This is a genomic window from Variovorax sp. WDL1, from assembly GCF_001541225.1.
In the GTDB taxonomy this organism is placed as follows: Bacteria; Pseudomonadota; Gammaproteobacteria; order Burkholderiales; family Burkholderiaceae_C; genus Variovorax.
Genome location: NZ_LMTS01000346.1, coordinates 70,091 through 90,292 on the forward strand (window position 1 = coordinate 70,091; position 20,202 = coordinate 90,292).

Here is a 20,202-nt window from a genome sequence, read left to right on the forward strand (position 1 = left end):
TCGACGCCTACCTGCCCGACCTCGTGCTGCTCGACTGGATGCTGCCGGGCCAGAGCGGCCTGCAACTGGCACGCCAGTGGCGCAAGGACCCGCGCACCAAGAGCATGCCGATCCTCATGCTGACGGCGCGCGGCGACGAGCCCGACAAGGTCGCGGGGCTGGACGCCGGGGCGGACGACTACATCACCAAGCCCTTCTCCACGCAGGAGATGCTGGCGCGCATCCGCGCCGTGCTGCGGCGCCGCGCGCCCGAGGTGGTGACCGAGCGCGTCGAGATCGGCGAGCTGGCCCTGGACACCGCGACGCATCGCGTGACTTGGCAAGGCATGCCGCTGAAGGTAGGGCCGACCGAGTTCAAGCTGTTGGGCTACCTGATGCAGCACGCCGAGCGCGTGCACAGCCGCGCCCAGCTGCTGGACAAGGTGTGGGGCGATCACGTCTACATCGAGGAGCGCACGGTCGACGTGCACGTCAAGCGCCTGCGCGAGTCGCTCGGCGCCGCGGCACCGATGGTCGAGACCGTGCGCGGCGCGGGCTACAGGCTCACGGCCCAGGTCACCGTGTGAAGGGTACGCCGGCGAACGCCCGGCGGCACAATGGGCGGGCATGCCGTTTCGTATCGCAACTTTCCTGACAGCCTCCATCGTGGGGGCCGCCATCGTCGCGGGATTGGCCGGGCTTCGCCTTCTGTGGCTGGGCGCATGGCTGGGTGCGGTGCTGTGGCTCGGGCTCGATGCCTGGCGCGCCCAGCGGCTGCTGCAAGTGCTGCGCAACGATGCCAACGGCCTGCCGTCGCGCGGTCCGGGTGTGTGGGGCGAGATCGCCGAGCGTATCCGCAAGCTGCTGCGCGCACGCGAGCAGCAGGCTCGGCAGGCCGAGGACCGGCTGCAGGAGTTCCTGGCGGCCATCCAGGCCTCGCCCAACGGCGTCGTGCTGCTCGACGAGCAGGGCCGCATCGAGTGGTGCAACCAGACGGCGGCTGGCCAGTTCGGCATCGATGCGGAGCGCGACCTGCTGCAGCATCTCTCGAACCTGGTGCGCGATCCCGCCTTCGTGGCCTACCTGGCTTCCTGGAACTACAGCCGCGACGTGGTGATCGACGCGCCCTCGCAGCGCCACGCCCACCGCGGCCATCCGGTGCGGCTGTCGGTGCAGGTGCACCCGTACGCAGGCAACCGCCGCATGCTGCTGACGCGCGACATCACCTCACTGGAGCAGGCCGAGGCAATGCGGCGCGACTTCGTCGCCAATGTCTCGCACGAGATCCGCACCCCGCTCACGGTGCTCGCCGGCTTCGTCGAGACCTTGCAGAACCTGCCACTGGACGCGGAGGAACGGTCCCGCTATCTGACGCTCATGGGCCAGCAGTCGCACCGCATGGAGACGCTGGTCAATGACCTGCTGACGCTGTCGCGCCTGGAAGGCGGCGCGTTGCCGCCTTCCAACCGCTGGACCCGCGTGCGGGCGCTGATGGCGCAGTGCGAGGACGAGGGCCGCGGCCTCTCCAACCGGCTGACCTCGCAGGGGCACAAGCTGAGCTTCGTGCTGGAAGCCGATTCCGAGATCGCCGGCGCGGCCACCGAGCTGCAGAGTGCCATGTCCAATTTGCTCAGCAATGCCATCCGCTACACGCCCGGCGGCGGCGAGGTGGCGGTGAGCTGGCGGCTGCTGCCCGACGGCCGCGGCGAGTACGCGGTGCGCGACAGCGGCCCGGGCATCGCGGCCGAGCACATCCCGCGCCTCACCGAGCGCTTCTACCGCATCGATCGCAGCCGCTCGCGGGAGACCGGCGGGACCGGCTTGGGCCTGGCGATCGTGAAGCACGTCGCGCAGCGCCACGGCGCCGAGCTGCGCATCGAGAGCGTGGTGGGCAAGGGCTCGCGCTTTGCGCTGCTGTTCCCGGTCACGCGCCTGCGTCAGGCTGCAGCCCTCAGCGCCGTCGCCTGAGCGTCGACCAAAGCAGCCCCATCAGCAACACCGCCGCCAGCGCCAGCGCCAGCGCGCTCATGAGCCAGAAGGCCAGCGGCGACTGCATCGCCGGCCAGGGGCCGATGCCGCGATAGGCCAGCAGGTAGCTGCCGCCCAGCCCGACGCCCCAGAGCAGCGTGCAGTACAGCACCAGCGGCAGCACCGTGACACGGTAGCAGCGCAGCACGAAAACGCACAGCGTCTGAACGGCATCGGCGAGATGGTAGGCCGCGGTCGCCAGCAGCAGCGTGGCACCCAGCGCCACAACCGCGGGATTGGCGGAGTAGACGGCGGCCAGGCGCCAGCGCAGCAGCGCCATCGCTGCGGCAAAGAGCAGGGCGCCCAGAAGGGCGAGCTGGAAGCCGCGCACACAGGCGCGCCGCGCAAGTGCGGCATCGCCGGCCCCGAGCCAGAAGCTCACGCGCGCGCTGGTGGCGATGGCGATCGACAGCGGCACCATGTACGCGACGGCCGTGAGGTTCGATGCAATCTGGTGGGCCGCCGAGGCGGCGGTGCCCAGGCGAGCGATGAACAGCGCCATCAGCGTGAATGAGGTGACCTCCACCAGCACCGCGAGGCCGGCCGGGACGCCGAGCCGTGCGAACTGGCCGAGCTGGCGCCAGTCGGGCGGCTCGATGCGGCGCCAGATGCGGTATTCGCGGTAGACGGGCTGGCTGCGCAGCAGCCATGCCGCGCAGGCGAGCATCGTCCAGTTGACGGCCAGGGTGGCCCAGCCGCAGCCCACCAGGCCCATGGCCGGCAGGCCGGCGCCGCCGAACGTGAACCAGATCGACAGCGCCAGCTTCGGCGCCAGCGAGGCCAGCTGCAGCCAGGTCACGAGCTGCGGCTGGCCAAGGCTCTGATTGAGCGTGCTGAAGACCCGGAACAGCAGCGCCGGCGCCAGCGCGAAGGCCAGCACCTGCAGATAGGCTTCCACGTCGGTGCGCATGGCCTGCGGCACCTCCGCCCAGCGCAGCAGCGGCGCGGGGAAGAGCAGGATCGCCATGCCCAGGGCGATCGCGAAGGCGCACAGGTAAAGCGACTGGCGCACGGAGCGGCCGACTTCCGCCGTGCGCTGCGCGCCGTGCAGTTCGGCCCAGACCGGCAGGAGCGCCTGCAGCACCCCCAGCAGCGAGACGTAGACGCTGACGAAGATCGCCGAGCCCACCGACAGCGCCGCCAGCGCGCCTTCGGCGTAGCGGCCGGCCACGATGGTGTCGGTCACGCCAAAGGCCATCACTGCCAGTTGGCCAGCCAGAACCGTCGCAGCGTGGCGCGCGATGACTCGCCGTTCGCTGCTCAAGGCGCGGTTCTTTGGTAGAGCAGCAGGTCGTCGCTGGGACTGGTGGGCCGGCGCAGGGTGCCGATGAGACGCCAGCTCTCGAGGTTGACCAGCGTATGCAGGCGCCCGATCGCTTCCGGGCTCACGACCAACCAGGGGCAGCTCGGGCCGCCCAGCAGCGGCTGCAGGTTGATCTGCCCGTGGTGGCGCAGGGCCGCGATGTGGGCCCGGCCCAGCGCCAGCTCGGACATGCAGCTCGGCTGGCCGACCCGCTCGGTAATTGCGCTCACCTGGGGCGCGTAGCTGCGGGCGTAGTCCAGCACCGGGAGCCACAGCGTCATCACCAGCATCCAGCACAGGGCCGCGCCGCCGGCCGGCAGCACCAGCGTCTTCCACAACGCGGCGCGGTGCCGGCCGGTGCGCCAGCGCACCAGCCAGGCCCAGGCGAGCGTGGCAGCGATGGCGAACACAAATGCGGTGGCGGAGAAGTGCGGGACGAAGCCGGGCGCCAGCTTCGCGACGTTGGCAGCCGTCTTCGCCGGAAAGCCGGTCTGCATCGCGACCCAGATCACCCAGAACACGATCGCCCAGACGCTGAAGAAGAGCAGCGTGAACCAGTCGATCAGCGCGGCGACGCTGCGCCTGAAGGTCGGCAGTGCGAATGCCGCCAGGGTCGCGAAGGCCGGCAAAGCGAGCAGCAGCGAGCGCTCGGAAAAACTGGTGGTCCAGGTGGCTGCCAGCGGCACCAGGGCGAACCACAGAGGCAGCGCGACGTGCCGCGCTGCCAGCTGCCGGCGCCAGCGCCAGAGGGTCCACACCGCGAGCGGCCAGGCCGGCCAGGTGAACCACAGCAGAAGCCTGGCCTGGCTGCGCAGCTCGCTCCAGACGCGGGTGCCGGGCTGGCTGCCGGGCAGCTCGATCTTCCACTGCAGCAGGCCGAGCCAGGCGGCGAGGAGCCCGGCCAGCAGCGTTGCGCCGAAGATTGTGCCGATGGCGCCGGCGGAATAGGTGGGCTCGTCGTCGGATGTTTGCTCCCTGGCGCCGCGCCGGCGGTCCAGGGCGAGGAAGATCACGCAGCCGATGCCCAGCGCCAGCCCGACCGTCGGACCCCCGCTCAGTGTCATGCCGGCCGCGCCGACCACCAGGGCGACGATCGGACCGATGCGGCGGTAAGGAAGGGCTACGACGCCGTAGAACAGCTGCGAGGTGAAGAAGAGCTGGGCCAGTGCCGGGGTGGTCTCATGTCCCAGCTGGGCCAGGCCCAGGCAGGCGATCAGTGCCAGCAGCGCGCCGTCGGCGATGGCGCGGGCGTAGTCGGTGGGACGTGCCTCGCCGCCGAAGGCGAAGGCGACAGGCTGTGCCTGCGTGGTGCGCGCGAGGTAGTACACCGCGTACCAGGTGGCTGTGAAGGTGCCCCAGAGCAGCAGCGCGAAAGCGATGCGGACCGCGAGGTCGGGATGCACCCAGGCCGGCGCGATCTTGATCGCCCACGCGCCGATCCAGTAGGGGATCAACGCCGGCGTCTCGGGCCTCAGGCCCAGCAGCATTGGATCGAGCCAGCGGGCCAGGCCTTCCGTGCTGCGCGCCAGCTCGGCCATGTACCCGAACGAGACGATGTCCGCGCTCTTCCAGGGTCCGCGCCCCACCAGTCCTGGCATCAGGTAGGCCGCGCACAGCAGGATCAGGGCGATGCGCGGCAGGTGGCGCACGGCGCTCTGGGCAACGATCGCTGGCGTCGGCTGGTTCAACGGGAAGGCGTCTGGATGGAGGGGGACTGAAAGAAAAAAAGGCAGCGCGGTAAACCGGGCTGCCCTCGACTCGGAAGCGCCTGCCTTACTTGGAGGCAGCAGCGCCGGTCTTGCCGAAACGGTTGCGGAACTTCTCGACACGACCGCCCATGTTGTCAACCGACTTCTGCGTGCCGGTGTAGAAGGGGTGCGACTCGCTCGATGTATCGAGCTTGAAGAGCGGCAGCTCGCGGCCGTCGTCGGCCTTGCCCATTTCCTTGGTGTTCACGCAGGAACGGGTGACGAACTTGAATCCGTTCGACAGATCGACGAACAGGACCTCGCGGTAGTTCGGGTGAATGCCTTCTTTAGCCATGATTTTTCCTTTGGTCGATGCGAGAGCCACAAGTACGAACGCTTCTGAAGACGCGTCCCGCCGGCACGGCGCCGGGCTGCACTTTTCGCGGAGCCCTCGATTATCGCATACTGGTCCTTTTGGGCGCCAGCCCCAACCCAGCCATGAATTCAAGCCCCTTGCGTGCCGGTCTGGCAGGCTTCGGTTTCGCAGGCCAGACTTTCCATGCGCCCGTGCTCTCGGCCGTGCCGGGGCTTCAATTGGCGGCAGTAGCCAGTTCGCGGCCGCACAAGGTCCATGAGGAATGGCCCGATGTCGACGTGGTGCCCGATGTGGCGGCTCTGCTGGGGCGTTCCGACATCGACCTCGTCGTCGTGGCGACGCCCAATGCGCAGCACCATCCCGTGGCCAGGGCCGCGCTGGCCGCGGGCAAGCATGTGGTGGTCGACAAGCCTTTCACCCTCGACGCGGCCGAGGCGCGCGAACTCGCGGCGCTGGCGCAGCGGCAGGGCCGGCTGCTGTCTGTCTACCAGAACCGCCGCTTCGATTCGGACTTCCTGACGCTGAAGGCGCTGCTCTCCGGTGGGGAACTGGGCCGGCCGGTCTATTTCGAATCGCATTTCGACCGGTTCCGCCCCCAGGTGCGCGAGCGCTGGCGCGAGCAGCCGGTGCCGGGAGCTGGCCTCTGGGTGGACCTGGGCTCGCATCTCCTCGACCAGACGGTGCAGCTCTTCGGGCCGCCGGACACGCTGCAGCTCGACACCGCCTGCCTGCGGGACGGAGCGCTCGTCGAGGACTACTTCCACGCCGTGCTGCGCTACGAGAGCGGCACGCATGCGCCACTGCGCGCGGTGCTGCACGCGACCACGCTGGCGGCCCGTGCCGCTCCTCGCTACATCGTGCACGGCACGCGCGGCAGCTACGTCAAGCGCGGCGTCGATCCGCAGGAAGACGCCCTGCGGGCTGGCGCAAAGCCGGGTGGCGAAAGGTGGGGGGCCGACGACCTGGATGGCGAACTGGCCTTGCCATCCGATGACGGCCAGATCGAGCAAAGGAATGTGCCGACGCTCGCCGGCAACTACATGGCCTACTACGCCGCGGTGCGCGATGCGATCCTGGGCAAGGGCGAGAGCCCCGTTCCGCCCGAGCAGGCCGTCGAACTCATGGAACTCCTGGACCTCGGTCGCCGAAGCGCTGCCGAAGGCCGCGCGCTTCCGGCGCGCTGATCCTTCTGGGCGAGGCTCAACCGCCTCGGCGCATCATGTCGAAGAACTCGACATTGGTCTTCGTCGCCCGCATGTTCTTCAGCATGAGCTCCATCGCCTCGATCTCGTCCATGTTGTACATGAGCTGGCGCAGGATGCGGGTCTTCTGCAGGATCTCGGGCGGCAGCAGCAATTCCTCGCGGCGGGTGCCGCTGCGGTTGAGCTGGATCGAGGGGAACACGCGCTTCTCGTAGAGCCGGCGGTCCAGGTGGATCTCGGAGTTGCCGGTGCCCTTGAACTCCTCGAAGATCACTTCGTCCATCCGGCTCCCGGTGTCGATCAGCGCGGTGCCGATGATGGTCAGCGACCCGCCTTCCTCCACGTTGCGCGCCGCGCCGAGAAAGCGCTTGGGGCGCTGCAGCGCGTTGGAGTCGACGCCGCCCGTCAGCACCTTGCCGGAGGAGGGCACGACGTTGTTGTAGGCGCGTGCCAGGCGGGTGATCGAGTCCAGCAGGATCACCACGTCCTTCTTGAGTTCGACCAGGCGCTTGGCGCGCTCGATCACCATCTCGGCCACATGCACGTGGCGTGCAGCGGGCTCGTCGAAGGTCGAGGCGATGACCTCTCCCTTCACCGTGCGCTGCATCTCCGTCACTTCCTCGGGCCGCTCGTCGACGAGCAGCACCATCATGTGGACCTCGGGATAGTTGGCGCTGATCGCGTGCGCCATGTGCTGCATCATCACCGTCTTGCCGCTCTTGGGCGGCGCCACCAGCAGCGCGCGCTGGCCTTTGCCGATGGGCGCGATGATGTCGATGATGCGGCCGGTGATGTTCTCCTCGCCCTTGAAGTTGTCGCGCTCCAGGCGCATCAGCTCCTTGGGGAAGAGCGGCGTGAGGTTCTCGAACATCACCTTGTGCTTGTTCGCCTCGGGCGCGCCGCCGTTGACCTTGTCCAGCTTGGTCAGCGCGAAGTAGCGCTCGCCGTCCTTGGGAATGCGCACCTCGCCCTCGATCAGGTCACCGGTGTGGAGGTTGAAGCGCCGCACCTGGCTGGGACTGATGTAGATGTCGTCGGTGCTGGCGGTGAAGCTCGTGTCCGGGCTGCGCAGGAAGCCGAAGCCGTCCGGCAGGATCTCGAGCACGCCGTCGGCGAAGACCTGCTCGCCGGCCTTCGCCCGCTTCTTGATGATCGCGAACATCAGCTCCTGCTTGCGCATGCGGCCGGTGTTCTCGATCTCCAGGGCTTCAGCCTGCTTGAAGACTTCAGACACGTGGAGTGCCTTGAGTTCGTTTAAGTGCATGGAACGACCCCTCGCGGGGAAACTGTCGGAAAGAACCAGGGGGGAGGTTTGAGGAGAGGCGAGGAGGCCTCACAAACCGGGGAACTCGAACCGGCTGCCAGAAAGAAGGGCCGGTGAACTGCGAAGATTATGACAGGAAAAACGACAAGGGCTGCCAGCGCCTTGCACGCGGGCAGCCCAGGGGGAGAACTCAGGCGAGTTGCTGATCGATGAAGGCCGTGAGCTGGGCCTTGCTCATCGCGCCGACCTTGGTCGCGGCCAGTTGGCCGTCCTTGAACAGCATCAGCGTCGGAATGCCGCGGATGCCGAACTTGGCGGGGATGTCGCGGTTCTCGTCGACGTTCATCTTGGCGACCTGCAGCTTGCCTTCGTAGGTGCTGGAGACTTCGTCCAGGATGGGGGCGATCATCTTGCAGGGACCGCACCACTCGGCCCAGTAGTCCACGAGCACAGGCTTGCCGGACTTGAGGACGTCAGCCTCGAAAGAAGAATCGGAGATGTGTTTGATGAGTTCGCTGGCCATGGGATGGGTCCTTCTGGGCTGGATGATGGTGCAGCTAAAGTGCGGGCCATTGTGACAGAAACCAAGTGATGCCGTGGTCGGCGCGCACGCTATGGCCCCGATAGCCAAAGCCCTACAAGAACCCCCGATGAACTCTTCCGAGCGCCACTGTGCGCATGCCCTTTGGTGCGACCCGGCCGAGGGCCTGGTCGCCCGCATCTCGCGCCTGCTGGCCGAGCGCGGGCTGCACCCCGCGCGCACCGTGGTGCTGGTGCCCTACGCGCAGTTGATGCAGGTGGCGCGCGCCATGTGGGCTGGCTGCGGCGCCCCGGGCTTCGCGCCGCGCTTCGAGACCACGCGCAACTGGGCGCGCAGCGTGGGCGGCTTCGTGCCTGGCGACGACGACATCACCTTCGACATGGCGCGCGACCTTCTCGCCGCGCAGTCGCTGCTCGCCCGGGCCGGCCTCGGTGCCGCGCGCAATGCGCTTGCGGGCCGGCTGGTCGAGATCGCCTTGCAGCTCGCGCCGTTGGCTGCGGCCGAGCTTCCGGACGATCGCGCAGGCTGGGCCATGCGCGTGCGCGATGCCCTCATGGCAGGCCGAGGCTCCGAATGGTTCGACACCGAGAGCGCGCTCAACGGCATCGCGCTGGCGTGGGCCGCCAGTTCCGGCTATGCCACCGACGTGCTGCTTGCAGATGGCGTGCTGGCTCAGGTCGACCAGATGATCGTGCTCGAAGGCCTGCAGAGCGATCCGCTGGCCAACAAGCTCGCGGACCTGTTCGGCGAACGCGCGCTGCGCCTGCCGCTGGCGACGCAGTCCACGCCTGCATGCGTTGCAGGGCTGCACCCCTGCGACGACCCCGAGGACGAGGCCCAGCGCGCCGCCGCCTGCGTGCTGCGCCACCTCGCCGAAGGCCGCGCGCCCGTGGCGCTGGTGGCCACCGACCGCGCGCTCACGCGCCGCATCAGCGCCCAGTTGAGCGCCCACGGCGTGCAGCCGCGGGACGAGACCGGCTGGAAGCTGTCCACCACGCGCGCCGCTGCCACGGTGATGAGCGCCTTGCGCGCTTGCGCCCACGATGCCTCGAGCGACCAGGTGCTGGACTGGCTCAAGAGCGCCGCGGCCCTCGATGGCCGTGCCATCCGCGTGCTGGAGGCACGCCTGCGCGAGCGCGGCATGCGCGACTGGCGCGGCTGGTGTTCCTTCGTTGCGTCCAGCGGGCACCCGCGCGATCAGGACCTGCTGGCCTTTACCAATGACGTCGAGGCGCTGCGCGCGACCCTGGCCCGTGCCAGGCCGCTCGGCGAGTGGCTCGAAGCCACGCGAGTGCTGCTCGAGGCCGGCGGCCAGTGGCCCCGGCTGCGCGAAGACGTGGTCGGTGCCGAGCTGATCGCAGCGCTCTACCTCGATGCCGAAACCGAGATCCGCGGCACCCGCTGCACCCTCGTGGAATTCAGCGCCTGGGTGCGCGACGTGCTCGAGGCCGCGAGCGTGCGCCTGCCTGCCGACGAGGATCAGCCGCGGGTCGTGGTGCTGCCGCTGCACCAGATGCTGGGCCGGGCCTTCGGCGCCGTCGTGCTGCCGGGCTGCGACGACCAGCGCCTGCCCGCATCGCCCGAGCCGCCCGGCGACTGGACGCCGGCGCAGCGCCTCGCTCTCGCGTTGCCTGCGCGCGAGGCGCTGGAGGCGGCCCAGCGCGCTGCCTGGGGCATTGCCCTGTGTGCGCCGCATTGCGACCTGCTGTGGCGCGGATTCGATGCCAGCGGCGAGCCCGTGCGCCCCAGCGCCCTGCTGCAGATGCTGCAACTGGAGCACGCCGCGGCTGCGGCCGCCGACCCGCGGATCGCGGTGCAGAAGGCCGCGCAGCCCACGCCGCGCCCGCAGCCGCACGGCGACGCGCTGCTGCCCGCGACGCTGTCCTCCACGGCCTACGAGGACCTGCGCCGCTGCCCCTATCGCTTCTTTGCGATGCGCCAGCTCGGCCTGCGCAGCAGCGACGAGCTCGACGCGGAGGTCGACAAGCGCGATTTCGGCAACTGGCTGCATGCGGTGCTCGGCCATTTCCACGAGGCGCTGAAGCAAGCGCCCGATGCGGAACTGGACGCGCGGCTCGCCCTGATGGCAGCGGCCGAGCAGGAGGCCACGCGCGAGTTCGGCCTCTCGCAGGCCGAGTTCCTGCCCTTCGCGGCGGCCTGGCCGGCGGTACGCGACGGCTACCTCGCCTGGCTCGCCACGCACGAGCAGGACGAAGGTGCCGTGTTCGTCGAGTCGGAGCCGTGGAAGGAGCTGTCGCTGGGCAGCGTGAAGCTGGTCGGCAGGCTGGACCGCGTCGATTCCACCGCCGACGGGCGCGCCTTCGTGATCGATTACAAGACCGAGTCGGTCGACAAGACCCGCGATCGCGTCAAGGACCCGACGGAGGACACCCAGCTGGCCTTCTACGCGGCGCTCTTCCCGGACGATGACTTGCGGGCGGCCTACGTCAACGTCGGCGAGAAGGCCTCCGGCACGCGCACCGTCGAGCAGACCGATGTGATCGCCGCGCGCGACGCCCTCGTCGCCGGCGTCATGGACGATCTCGCGCGCATCGGTCGCGGAGCGGCGCTGCCTGCGCTGGGCGAAGGGCAGGTCTGCGAGCACTGCGGCGCACGCGGCCTGTGCCGCAAGGACTTCTGGAGCGACGAGCCCTCGCCGCCTGCCGCAGCCGTCGTGCCCGCTGCGCCGTCCGTCGTCCAGGTGCCGGTGCCGGTCGCGCCGCCAGCGGAACCGAAGGCCGCCGCCTACGAACACAACGGCGCCGCCGTCCCGCGCGAGCGCTTCTACGCCATCGCCTGCGACCCGCGCCGCTCGGTAGCTGTGGAGGCCTGCGCGGGCGCGGGCAAGACCTGGATGCTGGTTTCGCGCATCCTTCGTGCCCTGCTGGAAGAAGGCGCGGGCGCCTGCGCGCCGCACGAAATCCTTGCCATCACGTTCACCAAGAAGGCCGCCGGCGAGATGCGCGAGCGCCTCGACCAGTGGCTGGAGGCCTTCGCGGCGCAGCCCGTGGAGGCGCTGGTGCCCGAGCTCGTGATGCGCGGCATGGACCGCGCATCGGCCGAGGCCCGTGCGCCGCGGCTGCAGGGCCTCTACCGAGAGCTGCTCGCGGGCGGCCGACCGGTCCAGTTCCGCACTTTCCACGCCTGGTTCGCCGGGCTGCTGCGCAGCGCGCCCGTGGCGGTGCTCGAGCGCCTGGGGCTGCCGGCCAACTACCAGTTGCTCGAGGACGACGCCGAGGCGCGAGCGCGAGTCTGGCGCCCTTTCTTCGCGGCCGTGGCGGACGATCCCGGGGCCGCTGCCGACTACCGCGCGCTCGTCGCGGATTACGGCCGATCGCAGACGGCCAAGGCGCTGGACGAGGCGCTGACCCGACGTGTCGAGTTCGTGCTCGCCGATGCCCACGGCACCGTCGACGATGCCGTGGTTCCCATGGGCGAGCTCTATCCAGCGTTCGCGGGTGCCGAGTCGCCCGAAGAGAGACTGCTGCACGATCCGGCCTGCCGCGCCGCCTTGCTCGCCGCAGCGCGAGCGCTGGGCCGCGCCAGCGCCCCGACCTTCTCGCAGAAAGGCCTGAAGCTGGAGCATGCCGTGACCAAGGGCCGCGTCGCCGGCGTGCTCGATGCGCTGCTCACGCAAAAGGGCGAGCCGCGCAAGTTCAGCGACAAGCTCGCCGGCGTGGAAGACGTGCGCGCCGCGCAGCAGTACGTGCAGCAGTACTGCGAGGCGCAGGCCCAGCATGCCGCCTGGCTCTACCAGCAGCGCATGGCGCGGCTGACTCGCCTGTTGATCCGTTGCTTCGCCCAGGTCAAGGCGGCGCATGGCTGGGTCGACATGAACGACGTCGAGCAGGCCGCGCACCTTCTGCTCGGCAACTCGGAGCTGTGGGGCTGGGTGCAGGAGCGGCTCGATGCGCGTGTGCGGCATCTGCTCATCGACGAGTTCCAGGACACCAATCCGCTGCAATGGCAGGCGCTGCACGGTTGGCTCGGCAGCTACGCGGGTGCGGGCGGACGGCGGCCGGGCGTGTTCATCGTGGGCGATCCGAAGCAGAGCATCTATCGCTTCCGGCGCGCCGAGCCGCAGGTGTTCATCGCGGCCAAGCAATTCGTCAAGGAAGGCCTCGATGGCGACCTGCTCAACTGCGACCACACCCATCGCAACGCGCAGGCGGTGGTGGGCCTGGTCAACGCCGCCATGGGCGACGCCCAGCGCGCCGGCGAGTTCAGCGGCTTCCGGGACCACACCACCGAATCGCGCGCGCCGGGCCGGGTGCGCAAGCTGCCGCCGATCCCGCGCGACGCGATCGCGCCGAAGGAACAGGGCCGCGCGACCGACGACGAGGGCATGCTGCTCTGGCGCGACAGCCTCGCCACGCCGCGCCTGCTGCCCGAGGAAAAGCTGCTGCAAAAGGAATGCGAGCAGGCCGCGCGCTGGATCGCCGGGCGCATCGCCGAGGGCCTCGCGCCTGCCCGAATCATGGTGCTCGCGCGCCGCCGCAGCCGGCTGACCGTGCTGCAGGACGAACTGCGCAAGCTGCACATCGCCGTCCAGCAGCCCGAGAAGAACGAGTTGCACGACGCGCCCGAGGTGCAGGACATGGTGGCGCTGCTCGATGCACTGGTCTCGCCGGACCACGACCTCTCGCTGGCACGCGCGCTGCGCTCCCCGCTCTTCGGCCTCGACGACGATGCCCTCGTCCGCCTGGCGCTGCGCAAGCGCCAGCACGGCGCGAGCTGGTTCGAGCTGCTGCAGGGACCGGGCCTGGAGCCGCCGCTCGCAGGCATCGGCCCTCGACTGCGCCAGTGGCAACGCTGGCTGGCCGATTGGCCCCCGCACGATGCGCTGAGCGCGATCTATCACGACGCCGACGTGCTCGGCCGCTTTGCAGCCGCGGCGCCCGCGGCGCTGCGGGCCGGCGTGCTCGGCAACCTGCGCGGACTGATGGCCGCTTCGCTCGAGCTCGACGGGGCGCGCTTCGCCACACCCTACGCCTTCGTGCGCGCGCTGCGCCGGGGAGGCGTCCGCGCGCCCTCCGTCGCTGCGGCCGAAGCAGTGCAGTTGCTGACCGTACACGGCGCCAAGGGCCTGGAGGCCGACCTGGTGCTGATGCTGGACACCGATGCATCGGCGCAGCGCGCGCAGACCATGGGCGTGCTCGTCAAGTGGCCAGGCCAGGCCGCGGCGCCCGAGCGCTTCGTTTTCGTCGCCAGCGAGAAGAATCCCCCGGCCTGCACCACCGCCGACCTCGCCGAGGAGCAAGCCGCGCGGCATCGCGAGGAGATCAACGCGCTCTACGTGGCGACCACCCGCGCGCGCAGCGAGCTGGTGCTGTCGGCGGTACCCTCCGCGCGGCCCGACGGCCGCAGCTGGTGGGCGCGCCTCGAAGCGCGCTGCGAGCCCATCGACACGGTCTTGACCGCCGCCGGTGCGCTGCAGGCCGGCGCGTCGCCGGCAGCCGAAGTCTTCGGCATGCTCCAGCTGCCGGTCACGCCGGGCCTGGCACGCACGGCGGCGGGCGTTGCGCCGAGGAGCGCCGACTCGCGCGCCTCGGCCCTGGGCCAGGCGATGCACCGCCTGCTCGAATGGGCGCAGCCCGGCGCGCCCCCCGCACCGGCCCACGTGCGCGCCGCCGGCCGCGAGTTCGGGTTGGACTCCGCCACCGCCGCAATCGCTGCCGCAATGGCGCAGCGCATCCGCGAAGGCGCGGGCGCCTGGGCCTGGGATGCCGACGCGCTGGCCTGGCATGGCAACGAAGTCACGCTGGTGCATGGCGGCGAGGTGCTGCGCATCGATCGCCTGGTGCGGCATCGCGCGAGCGGCGTCTGGTGGGTGCTCGACTACAAGTCGGCCGCACGTCCGGAGAACGATGCGGCGCTGATCGCGCAGATGCTGCGCTATCGCGAAGCCGTGCAGGAGGCCTGCCCCGGCGAGGCGGTGCGCGCCGCCTTCCTCACCGGGCAGGGCGAACTGGTGGGGGTCGAATGAACGGCGATGGCGTGAAGGTCGCCGTCGTGGGCGGCGGCCCGGCCGGGCTGATGGCGGCCGAGGTGCTGAGCGCGCAGGGCCTGGCCGTGCACGTCTACGACGCCATGCCTTCCGTTGGGCGCAAGTTCCTGCTGGCGGGCCGCGGCGGCTTGAACCTCACGCATTCGGAGCCCTTCGAGCGCTTTGCGAGCCGCTTCGGTGAGCGCCGATCGCAGATCGAGCCGCTGCTGCAAGCTTTCGGGCCCGAGGCGCTGCGCGAGTGGGTCCACGGCCTCGGCATCCAGACTTTCGTCGGCAGCTCGGGCCGAGTTTTTCCCACGGGCATGAAGGCGGCACCGCTGTTGCGCGCCTGGGTGCATCGGCTGCGCGAGCGCGGCGTGAGTTTCCACATGCGCCATCGCTGGCTCGGCTGGTCCGGTGCGGGTGCGCTGCCGGATGCGCTGCGCTTCGCCACGCCGGCCGGCGAGCTGGCGCTGAGGCCCGAGGCCACCGTGCTGGCGCTGGGCGGCGCCAGTTGGCCGCGGCTGGGGTCCGACGGTGCCTGGGTGCCCTGGCTGGCCGCGTGCGGCGTGGAGGTGGCGCCGCTGGCGCCGGCCAACTGCGGCTTCGACATCGGGTGGACGCCGTACTTTGCCGAGCGCTTCGCGGGGATGCCCTTCAAGTCGGTGGCGATCTCCTTCACCGATGCGCGAGACCGCCGCTTCGCGCGCAAGGGCGAGTTCGTCGCGACCGCGACCGGCATCGAAGGCAGCCTGGTCTATGCGGCGTCCTCGCTGCTGCGCGACGAGATCGCGGCGAAGGGCAGCGCGACGCTCTGGCTCGATCTGCTGCCGGACCGCAGTGCCGAGGAGGTGCGTGCGGCCGTGTTGCATCCGCGCGGGGCGCGCTCCGTCGCCAGCCATCTGAAGAGCCGGCTCGGCCTCGAAGGCATCAAGACGGCAGTGCTGCACGAGGCGCTCACGCGTGACGAGATGCATGAGCCCGAGAAGCTGTCCGAAACCATCAAGGCGCTGCAGCTGCGGCTGGTCGCACCGCGGCCGATCGACGAGGCGATCAGCAGCGCCGGCGGCGTGCTCTTCGAGGCCCTTGACGACCACCTGATGAGCACTGCAATGCCCGGCGTGTTTTGTGCCGGCGAGATGCTCGACTGGGAGGCGCCCACCGGTGGTTACCTGCTGACCGCTTCCATGGCCAGCGGCGTGGTCGCCGCGCGGGGCGTGCTGCGGCGGTTGGGCCATGGCGATCCCGAATCATGAAATTGCATACTTCTGGCTGAAGTGCATTTGTTTGCGAGGACGCAGACAATCGCGGGCTGCCCCGACGGGCCCCTACCATCTCTATGCATCCGCACGTCGACATCAAGAAGATCCGAGACAGGTATTTCAACTACAGCGTGAGCACCGGCCATGCCGACGAGCGCTACGTGCGCCAGGGCCTGCGGTCGATCGCGGAATGCCTGCACGACGCGGCGACCGCGCTCGGCCACCACTTCCCGGTGGCGGCCATCAGCTACGAGGGGCGGGCGCTGGGCTGCTATCACGTCGCGAGCATGGAGCACAAGACGGTGGCGCTGGCGCACACGCTGCTGGCCAAGCTGGAGCGCTTTGAGGCCGCGACCTGAAGGGCTTGCTGCCAGCAAAAAGCCGCGTTCCAGGACGCGGCTTTTTTTCTGATGTGAGGTTGACGAGCCTTACCCCCGGCACTGGCTACGCAGTTAGGGCTGCTTGGTTCCCCACCTGACCCGTTTGGCCACTTCACCATGCGGGGAGGCCCGTCAGCCGCGATTGTAGGCGACGGCCCGAGGCCCTCCGGCTCACCAGGCCATCAGCGAAGTCTCGAGGGCGGCGTCAGCGTAGTAGAGGCGGATGCCGACCAGGTAGTGGCGGCCCTTCTGCAGGCGCACGCTCACCCGGGCGTTGAGGTCGCTGCCGCTGTCGTCGCTGCCCGCGATCTGCACGTTGCCGGCTGGCGTGACCTCGAACAGCACCAGCACGGTGTCCGATGTGCCGAACGTGCCGATGTTGTAGGTCCGCGTGCGCGGCGGCACGAACTCGAAGTTGCGGGTCTCGCCGGCCTTGATCTTGAGCAGCTGCGACAGCCCGACCTTGAGCGTGCCGAGCGCGGGCGCCCGCACGCCGGGGTAGGACTCCACCACCCACGCCTTGTCTGCGTAGGAGAGCCCGCCCTTGGGCACCAGCCCTTCCCGGTACTGCGCGGGCGCGTCGATGAGCCCGGGCTCGAAGTGGTACTCCATCACCGAGTCAGGGTCCCAGGTCGTGCCCTTGACCTCCGAGGCCGGGATCTTGCGCAGGATATTCCACTCGATCTGCGGCTCCTGCCAATGGTTGGGCGGACCCGAGAAATAGTCGATCACCGCCTGCCGGTTCCAGCTGATGCCGGCGTGGGGGTTCTGGTGCTCGTGCTCGAGTCCCAGTGTGTGGCCGATCTCGTGCAGCGCGGTGTCGCGGCCGTAGTCGGTGTTGAGCGGCCAGCCGAAATTCATCGTCCGCTGCAGCGGGTCGCGCACGGTGAGCACATCGCGGCCGACATAAGACCAGGAGCCCTCCTGCGGATCGAAGCCGATGCGAACGATCGCGTCCTCGGGCGCTTCGACGCGGCGGAAGCCGATGCCGATGCCCAGCTTGGCCCACCCTTCGAAGGCCTCCTCGACCACCGCCGTATCCGCGCTGTTGCCCTGCCAGGCAGCCGGCACGCCGTCGCCGCGCTTGTAGCAGTAGTAGTTCAGCTGCGTGCCGTTCACCCATTTCCTGCTTGCGGCCAGGATGGCGGCGGCGCGGCCGGCGGAGACGCTGTTGTCGAATTGCCGCGGCGCCTGCACGGGCTGCATGCAGTAGCGGCGCGCGTTGGCCGGCTGGGCCTTGGCTTTGCCGGCCGCGGGCGCGCGCGCGGTTCGGGGGTGCGCTGTGGGCATGTCGGTCTCCTCGGAAGCCAATGCCATGCTAGGAGGGAAATGGTGAAAAGCTATAAGTAAAAAGGCCTATGTCCCGTCGGAGGACATCGGGGAGGCGTCTTGGGTGACCACCTAAAATGCGCCGATGGCCTATCTCGTTCTCGCTCGCAAACACCGCCCCAGGACCTTCAGCGAGATGGTGGGCCAGGAGCATGTGGTGCAGGCGCTCGAGAACGCGCTGACCTCCCAGCGGCTGCACCATGCCTATCTCTTCACCGGCACGCGCGGCGTGGGCAAGACCACCGTTTCGCGCATCCTGGCCAAGTCGCTCAACTGCCAGGGGCCCGACGGGCAGGGCGGCATCACCGCTGCGCCGTGCGGCGTCTGCCAGGCCTGCAAGGACATCGATTCGGGCCGCTTCGTCGACTACACCGAGCTGGACGCGGCCTCGAACCGCGGCGTGGACGAGGTGCAGGCCCTGCTGGAGCAGGCGGTCTACAAGCCGGTGCAGGGGCGCTTCAAGGTCTTCATGATCGACGAGGTGCACATGCTCACCGGCCATGCCTTCAACGCGATGCTGAAGACGCTCGAGGAACCGCCGGAATACCTCAAGTTCGTGCTGGCCACCACCGATCCGCAGAAGGTGCCCGTCACGGTGCTGTCGCGCTGCCTGCAGTTCAACCTGCGCCCGATGGCGCCCGAGACGGTGCTCGAGCACCTCACCCGTGTGCTGCAGACCGAGACCGTGCCGGCCGAGCCGCATGCGCTGCGGCTGATCGCGCGCGCGGCCCGCGGCTCGATGCGCGATGCGCTGTCGCTGACCGACCAGGCCATCGCCTTCGGCAACGGCGAGCTGACGGAAGGCGGCGTGCGGCAGATGCTGGGCAGCGTGGACCGCGGCCACGTGTTCCGCCTGATCGAGGCGCTGGCACAGGGCGACGGCAAGACGGTGGTCGAGACCGCAGAGGGGCTGCGCCGCGACGGCCTCTCAGCCGCCTCGACGCTCGAGGAAATGACGGCCGTGCTCCAGGCCATGGCCGTGTTGCAGGCGGTGCCTTCGCGCGCCGAGCCCGGCAACGCGAGCGACCCCGAGGCAGCCGAGACCGCGCGCCTCGCGGCTGCGATGCCGGCCGACGAGACGCAACTCCTCTACAGCCTGTGCCTCCATGGCCGCGGTGAACTGGGCCTGGCGCCCGACGAGTACGCCGCGCTCACCATGGTGCTGCTGCGCCTGCTGGCGTTCAAGCCGGCGGCTGCTGCCGGCGCGGAAAAAAAAACTCTGAATGAAGCCCCGGCGGCGGCGCAGGCGCCTCGGCCGGCGGTTGTGGCCGCGCCCCCCCCCGCGGCGGCTCAGGCAACTGCTGCCACACCTGCAGCATCCGACGCAACGCGTGCCGCGCCGCCCGGGCACCGCCTGCCGGTGCGCGAGGAGGGCCGCCCGGCGGTCGCCCCGAGCGCGCCCGAAGCGAGTCCCTCGGCTGCCCAGGTGCTGGCCATGCACGTGCGCGTGCAGCCGCCGCCCGGCGCGCGCGACCTCGCCCGCGAGAGCGCGCCGGCGCCCATCGAACCCAGCGAGGAGGGCGACTTCTGGTATTCGACCGTCACGCAGCTGGTGGCGGCCGAGGCGATCACCGCGTTGGCGCGCGAGCTCGCGCTGCAATCGCAACTGGTGGCGCGCGACGTCGACCAGTGGCTGCTGCGCGTCGAGCGCGAGTCGCTCAACCAGGCAGGCAGCCGTGACAAACTGCAGGCGGCGCTGGCAACGCTGGGACACGGCGTGAAGCTCGCCATCGAGATCGGCGTCGTGACCGACAGCCCGGCGCGCCGCAACAAGCAGGCGGCCGACGCGCGCCAGCGCGAGGCCGAGGAAGCGATTCGCAACGACCCCGAAGTGCAGTCCATGATGCGCGACTGGGACGCCAGGATCGTGCCGGGCACGCTGCGGCCTGCCTGATCCATTTTTTATCCATCCAACGACGACAGGACCAACGATGTTCAACAAAGGACAACTTGCCGGCCTCATGAAGCAGGCGCAGGCGATGCAGGACAACCTCAAGAAGGCGCAGGAAGAACTGGCGACCATCGAGGTCGAGGGCGAATCCGGCGCCGGCCTGGTGAAGGTCGTGATGACCTGCAAGCACGACGTCAAGCGCATCACCATCGATCCCAGCCTGCTGGCCGACGACAAGGACATGCTGGAAGACCTGGTGGCCGCCGCCTTCAACGCCGCGGTGCGCAAGGCCGAGGAGACCAGCGAGCAGAAGATGGGCAAGCTGACCGCTGGCATGCCCGGCCTGCCGCCCGGCATGAAGCTCCCGTTCTAAGTCTCCGCATGGCGGATTCCAGCGCGCTCGATGCCTTGATCGAGGCATTGCGCCGCCTGCCCGGCGTCGGCGTCAAGTCGGCCTCGCGCATGGCCTTTCACCTGCTGCAGCACGACCGGGAGGCCATGAATCGGATGGCGCGCTCCTTGCAGGAGGCCGCCGCGCAGGTGCGGCATTGCGAGCGCTGCAACACCTTCACCGAGGCGCCTGTATGCAGCGTCTGCCTCGACGCGCGCCGCGACGCCACCAAGCTGTGCGTGGTGGAGACCCCGGCAGACCAGGCGGCGCTGGAGCGCACCGGCGCATTCCGCGGCTATTACTTCGTCTTGATGGGCAAGCTGAGCCCGCTCGACGGCATCGGCCCCAAGGACATCGGCCTCTCGAAGCTGTTCGACCGCGCACTCGACGGCACGGTGAGCGAGGTCATCCTCGCCACCAATTTCACCGCCGAAGGCGAGGCCACCGCGCACGTGATCGGCGAGGCGCTGCGCCAGCGCGGCCTCACCGTGACGCGGCTCGCGCGCGGCGTGCCGGCCGGCAGCGAGCTCGAGTACGTGGACCTCGGCACCATCGCGCACGCGCTGGTCGATCGGCGTTGAG

The 20,202-nt window shown here is 69.7% G+C and carries 15 protein-coding genes, 1 other RNA gene and 1 pseudogene; 10 read left to right on the forward strand and 7 right to left on the reverse strand.

Annotated features, from left to right (window positions below; all coding sequences use genetic code 11):
• Both APY03_RS38880 and phoR read left to right on the forward strand, forming a co-directional pair.
• On the forward strand, positions 1 to 566 hold a 566-nt coding region (locus tag APY03_RS38880; protein WP_232324576.1), incomplete at its 5' end, for a winged helix-turn-helix domain-containing protein.
• Positions 567 to 606: 40 nt separating this feature from the next.
• The gene (gene phoR, locus APY03_RS38885) at positions 607 to 1,947 is read left to right on the forward strand and encodes a phosphate regulon sensor histidine kinase PhoR (protein ID WP_068686046.1); all 1,341 of its coding nucleotides are present in this window, start codon (positions 607 to 609) and stop codon (positions 1,945 to 1,947) included.
• Here phoR and APY03_RS38890 read toward each other — a convergent pair.
• The 3 genes from APY03_RS38890 to APY03_RS38900 all read right to left on the reverse strand — a co-directional run bounded on the left by APY03_RS38890 (position 1,931) and on the right by APY03_RS38900 (position 5,353).
• Positions 1,931 to 3,271 carry an MATE family efflux transporter gene (locus APY03_RS38890; protein ID WP_068686048.1) on the reverse strand — a complete coding sequence of 447 codons (1,341 nt, stop codon included), beginning with the start codon at positions 3,269 to 3,271 and terminating at the stop codon, positions 1,931 to 1,933. The two genes, phoR and APY03_RS38890, sit on opposite strands and share 17 nt — an antisense overlap.
• The gene (locus APY03_RS38895) at positions 3,268 to 4,998 is read right to left on the reverse strand and encodes a hypothetical protein (protein ID WP_068686050.1); all 1,731 of its coding nucleotides are present in this window, start codon (positions 4,996 to 4,998) and stop codon (positions 3,268 to 3,270) included. Before APY03_RS38895 ends, APY03_RS38890 begins: the two co-directional genes overlap by 4 nt.
• An 85-nt stretch (positions 4,999 to 5,083) precedes the next feature.
• Positions 5,084 to 5,353 carry a type B 50S ribosomal protein L31 gene (locus APY03_RS38900; protein ID WP_068686053.1) on the reverse strand — a complete coding sequence of 90 codons (270 nt, stop codon included), beginning with the start codon at positions 5,351 to 5,353 and terminating at the stop codon, positions 5,084 to 5,086.
• Positions 5,354 to 5,496: 143 nt separating this feature from the next.
• On the opposite strand from APY03_RS38900, the gene APY03_RS38905 reads away from it, so the two are divergent.
• Positions 5,497 to 6,558 (forward strand): oxidoreductase, encoded by a 1,062-nt coding sequence (locus APY03_RS38905; protein WP_068686056.1) that lies wholly within the window; start codon positions 5,497 to 5,499, stop codon positions 6,556 to 6,558.
• Positions 6,559 to 6,574: 16 nt separating this feature from the next.
• On the opposite strand, the gene rho is transcribed toward APY03_RS38905, so the two are convergent.
• Positions 6,575 to 7,840 carry a transcription termination factor Rho gene (gene rho / locus APY03_RS38910; protein ID WP_068686058.1) on the reverse strand — a complete coding sequence of 422 codons (1,266 nt, stop codon included), beginning with the start codon at positions 7,838 to 7,840 and terminating at the stop codon, positions 6,575 to 6,577.
• Positions 7,841 to 8,030: 190 nt separating this feature from the next.
• Positions 8,031 to 8,363, reverse strand: coding sequence for a thioredoxin TrxA (trxA, locus tag APY03_RS38915; RefSeq protein WP_068686060.1), 333 nt, complete (start codon positions 8,361 to 8,363; stop codon positions 8,031 to 8,033).
• Between the two features lie 1,780 nt (positions 8,364 to 10,143).
• Between trxA and APY03_RS45240 the strand changes: the two are divergent.
• The 4 genes and pseudogenes from APY03_RS45240 to APY03_RS38930 all read left to right on the forward strand — a co-directional run.
• Positions 10,144 to 10,998, forward strand: a pseudogene (locus tag APY03_RS45240) (RecB family exonuclease); the annotation flags it as partial.
• Positions 10,999 to 11,088: 90 nt separating this feature from the next.
• Positions 11,089 to 14,367, forward strand: coding sequence for a UvrD-helicase domain-containing protein (locus tag APY03_RS38920; protein WP_068686151.1), 3,279 nt, complete (start codon positions 11,089 to 11,091; stop codon positions 14,365 to 14,367).
• Complete coding sequence (locus APY03_RS38925; RefSeq protein WP_068686062.1) at positions 14,364 to 15,623, forward strand: TIGR03862 family flavoprotein; 1,260 nt, start codon at positions 14,364 to 14,366, stop codon at positions 15,621 to 15,623. The genes APY03_RS38920 and APY03_RS38925 overlap by 4 nt, the downstream gene beginning before the upstream one ends.
• Positions 15,624 to 15,706: 83 nt before the next feature.
• Entirely contained in the window at positions 15,707 to 15,988 is a 282-nt protein-coding gene (locus tag APY03_RS38930) for a hypothetical protein (RefSeq protein ID WP_068686063.1), read from the forward strand.
• A 58-nt stretch (positions 15,989 to 16,046) separates the two neighbouring features.
• On the opposite strand, the gene ffs is transcribed toward APY03_RS38930, so the two are convergent.
• Both ffs and APY03_RS38940 read right to left on the reverse strand, forming a co-directional pair.
• Positions 16,047 to 16,143, reverse strand: an RNA gene (gene ffs / locus APY03_RS38935) — signal recognition particle sRNA small type.
• 37 nt (positions 16,144 to 16,180) lie between these two features.
• Complete coding sequence (locus APY03_RS38940; RefSeq protein WP_083944933.1) at positions 16,181 to 17,299, reverse strand: M12 family metallopeptidase; 1,119 nt, start codon at positions 17,297 to 17,299, stop codon at positions 16,181 to 16,183.
• Between the two features lie 124 nt (positions 17,300 to 17,423).
• Here APY03_RS38940 and dnaX point away from each other — a divergent pair, with 124 nt between their 5' ends.
• The 3 genes from dnaX to recR are packed head-to-tail and all read left to right on the forward strand — an operon-like array spanning position 17,424 to position 20,201.
• Positions 17,424 to 19,232 carry a DNA polymerase III subunit gamma/tau gene (gene dnaX, locus APY03_RS38945; protein ID WP_068686066.1) on the forward strand — a complete coding sequence of 603 codons (1,809 nt, stop codon included), beginning with the start codon at positions 17,424 to 17,426 and terminating at the stop codon, positions 19,230 to 19,232.
• A gap of 37 nt (positions 19,233 to 19,269) precedes the next feature.
• Positions 19,270 to 19,602 (forward strand): YbaB/EbfC family nucleoid-associated protein, encoded by a 333-nt coding sequence (locus tag APY03_RS38950; protein WP_012747441.1) that lies wholly within the window; start codon positions 19,270 to 19,272, stop codon positions 19,600 to 19,602.
• Positions 19,603 to 19,610: 8 nt separating this feature from the next.
• On the forward strand, positions 19,611 to 20,201 hold the full coding sequence (recR, locus tag APY03_RS38955; RefSeq protein WP_068686068.1) for a recombination mediator RecR: 591 nt from the start codon (positions 19,611 to 19,613) through the stop codon (positions 20,199 to 20,201).
• Position 20,202: the final 1 nt, after the last annotated feature.

What these genes read in the sequence shown, in the direction of transcription:
- rho (WP_068686058.1), bottom strand. Translation starts at nt 7,840, where the DNA reads ATGCACTTAAACGAACTCAAGGCACTCCACGTGTCTGAAGTCTTCAAG.
- dnaX (WP_068686066.1), top strand. Translation starts at nt 17,424, where the DNA reads ATGGCCTATCTCGTTCTCGCTCGCAAACACCGCCCCAGGACCTTCAGC.
- recR (WP_068686068.1), top strand. Translation starts at nt 19,611, where the DNA reads ATGGCGGATTCCAGCGCGCTCGATGCCTTGATCGAGGCATTGCGCCGC.
- phoR (WP_068686046.1), top strand. Translation starts at nt 607, where the DNA reads ATGCCGTTTCGTATCGCAACTTTCCTGACAGCCTCCATCGTGGGGGCC.
- APY03_RS38940 (WP_083944933.1), bottom strand. Translation starts at nt 17,299, where the DNA reads ATGCCCACAGCGCACCCCCGAACCGCGCGCGCGCCCGCGGCCGGCAAA.
- APY03_RS38925 (WP_068686062.1), top strand. Translation starts at nt 14,364, where the DNA reads ATGAACGGCGATGGCGTGAAGGTCGCCGTCGTGGGCGGCGGCCCGGCC.
- trxA (WP_068686060.1), bottom strand. Translation starts at nt 8,363, where the DNA reads ATGGCCAGCGAACTCATCAAACACATCTCCGATTCTTCTTTCGAGGCT.
- APY03_RS38950 (WP_012747441.1), top strand. Translation starts at nt 19,270, where the DNA reads ATGTTCAACAAAGGACAACTTGCCGGCCTCATGAAGCAGGCGCAGGCG.
- APY03_RS38900 (WP_068686053.1), bottom strand. Translation starts at nt 5,353, where the DNA reads ATGGCTAAAGAAGGCATTCACCCGAACTACCGCGAGGTCCTGTTCGTC.
- APY03_RS38905 (WP_068686056.1), top strand. Translation starts at nt 5,497, where the DNA reads ATGAATTCAAGCCCCTTGCGTGCCGGTCTGGCAGGCTTCGGTTTCGCA.
- APY03_RS38930 (WP_068686063.1), top strand. Translation starts at nt 15,707, where the DNA reads ATGCATCCGCACGTCGACATCAAGAAGATCCGAGACAGGTATTTCAAC.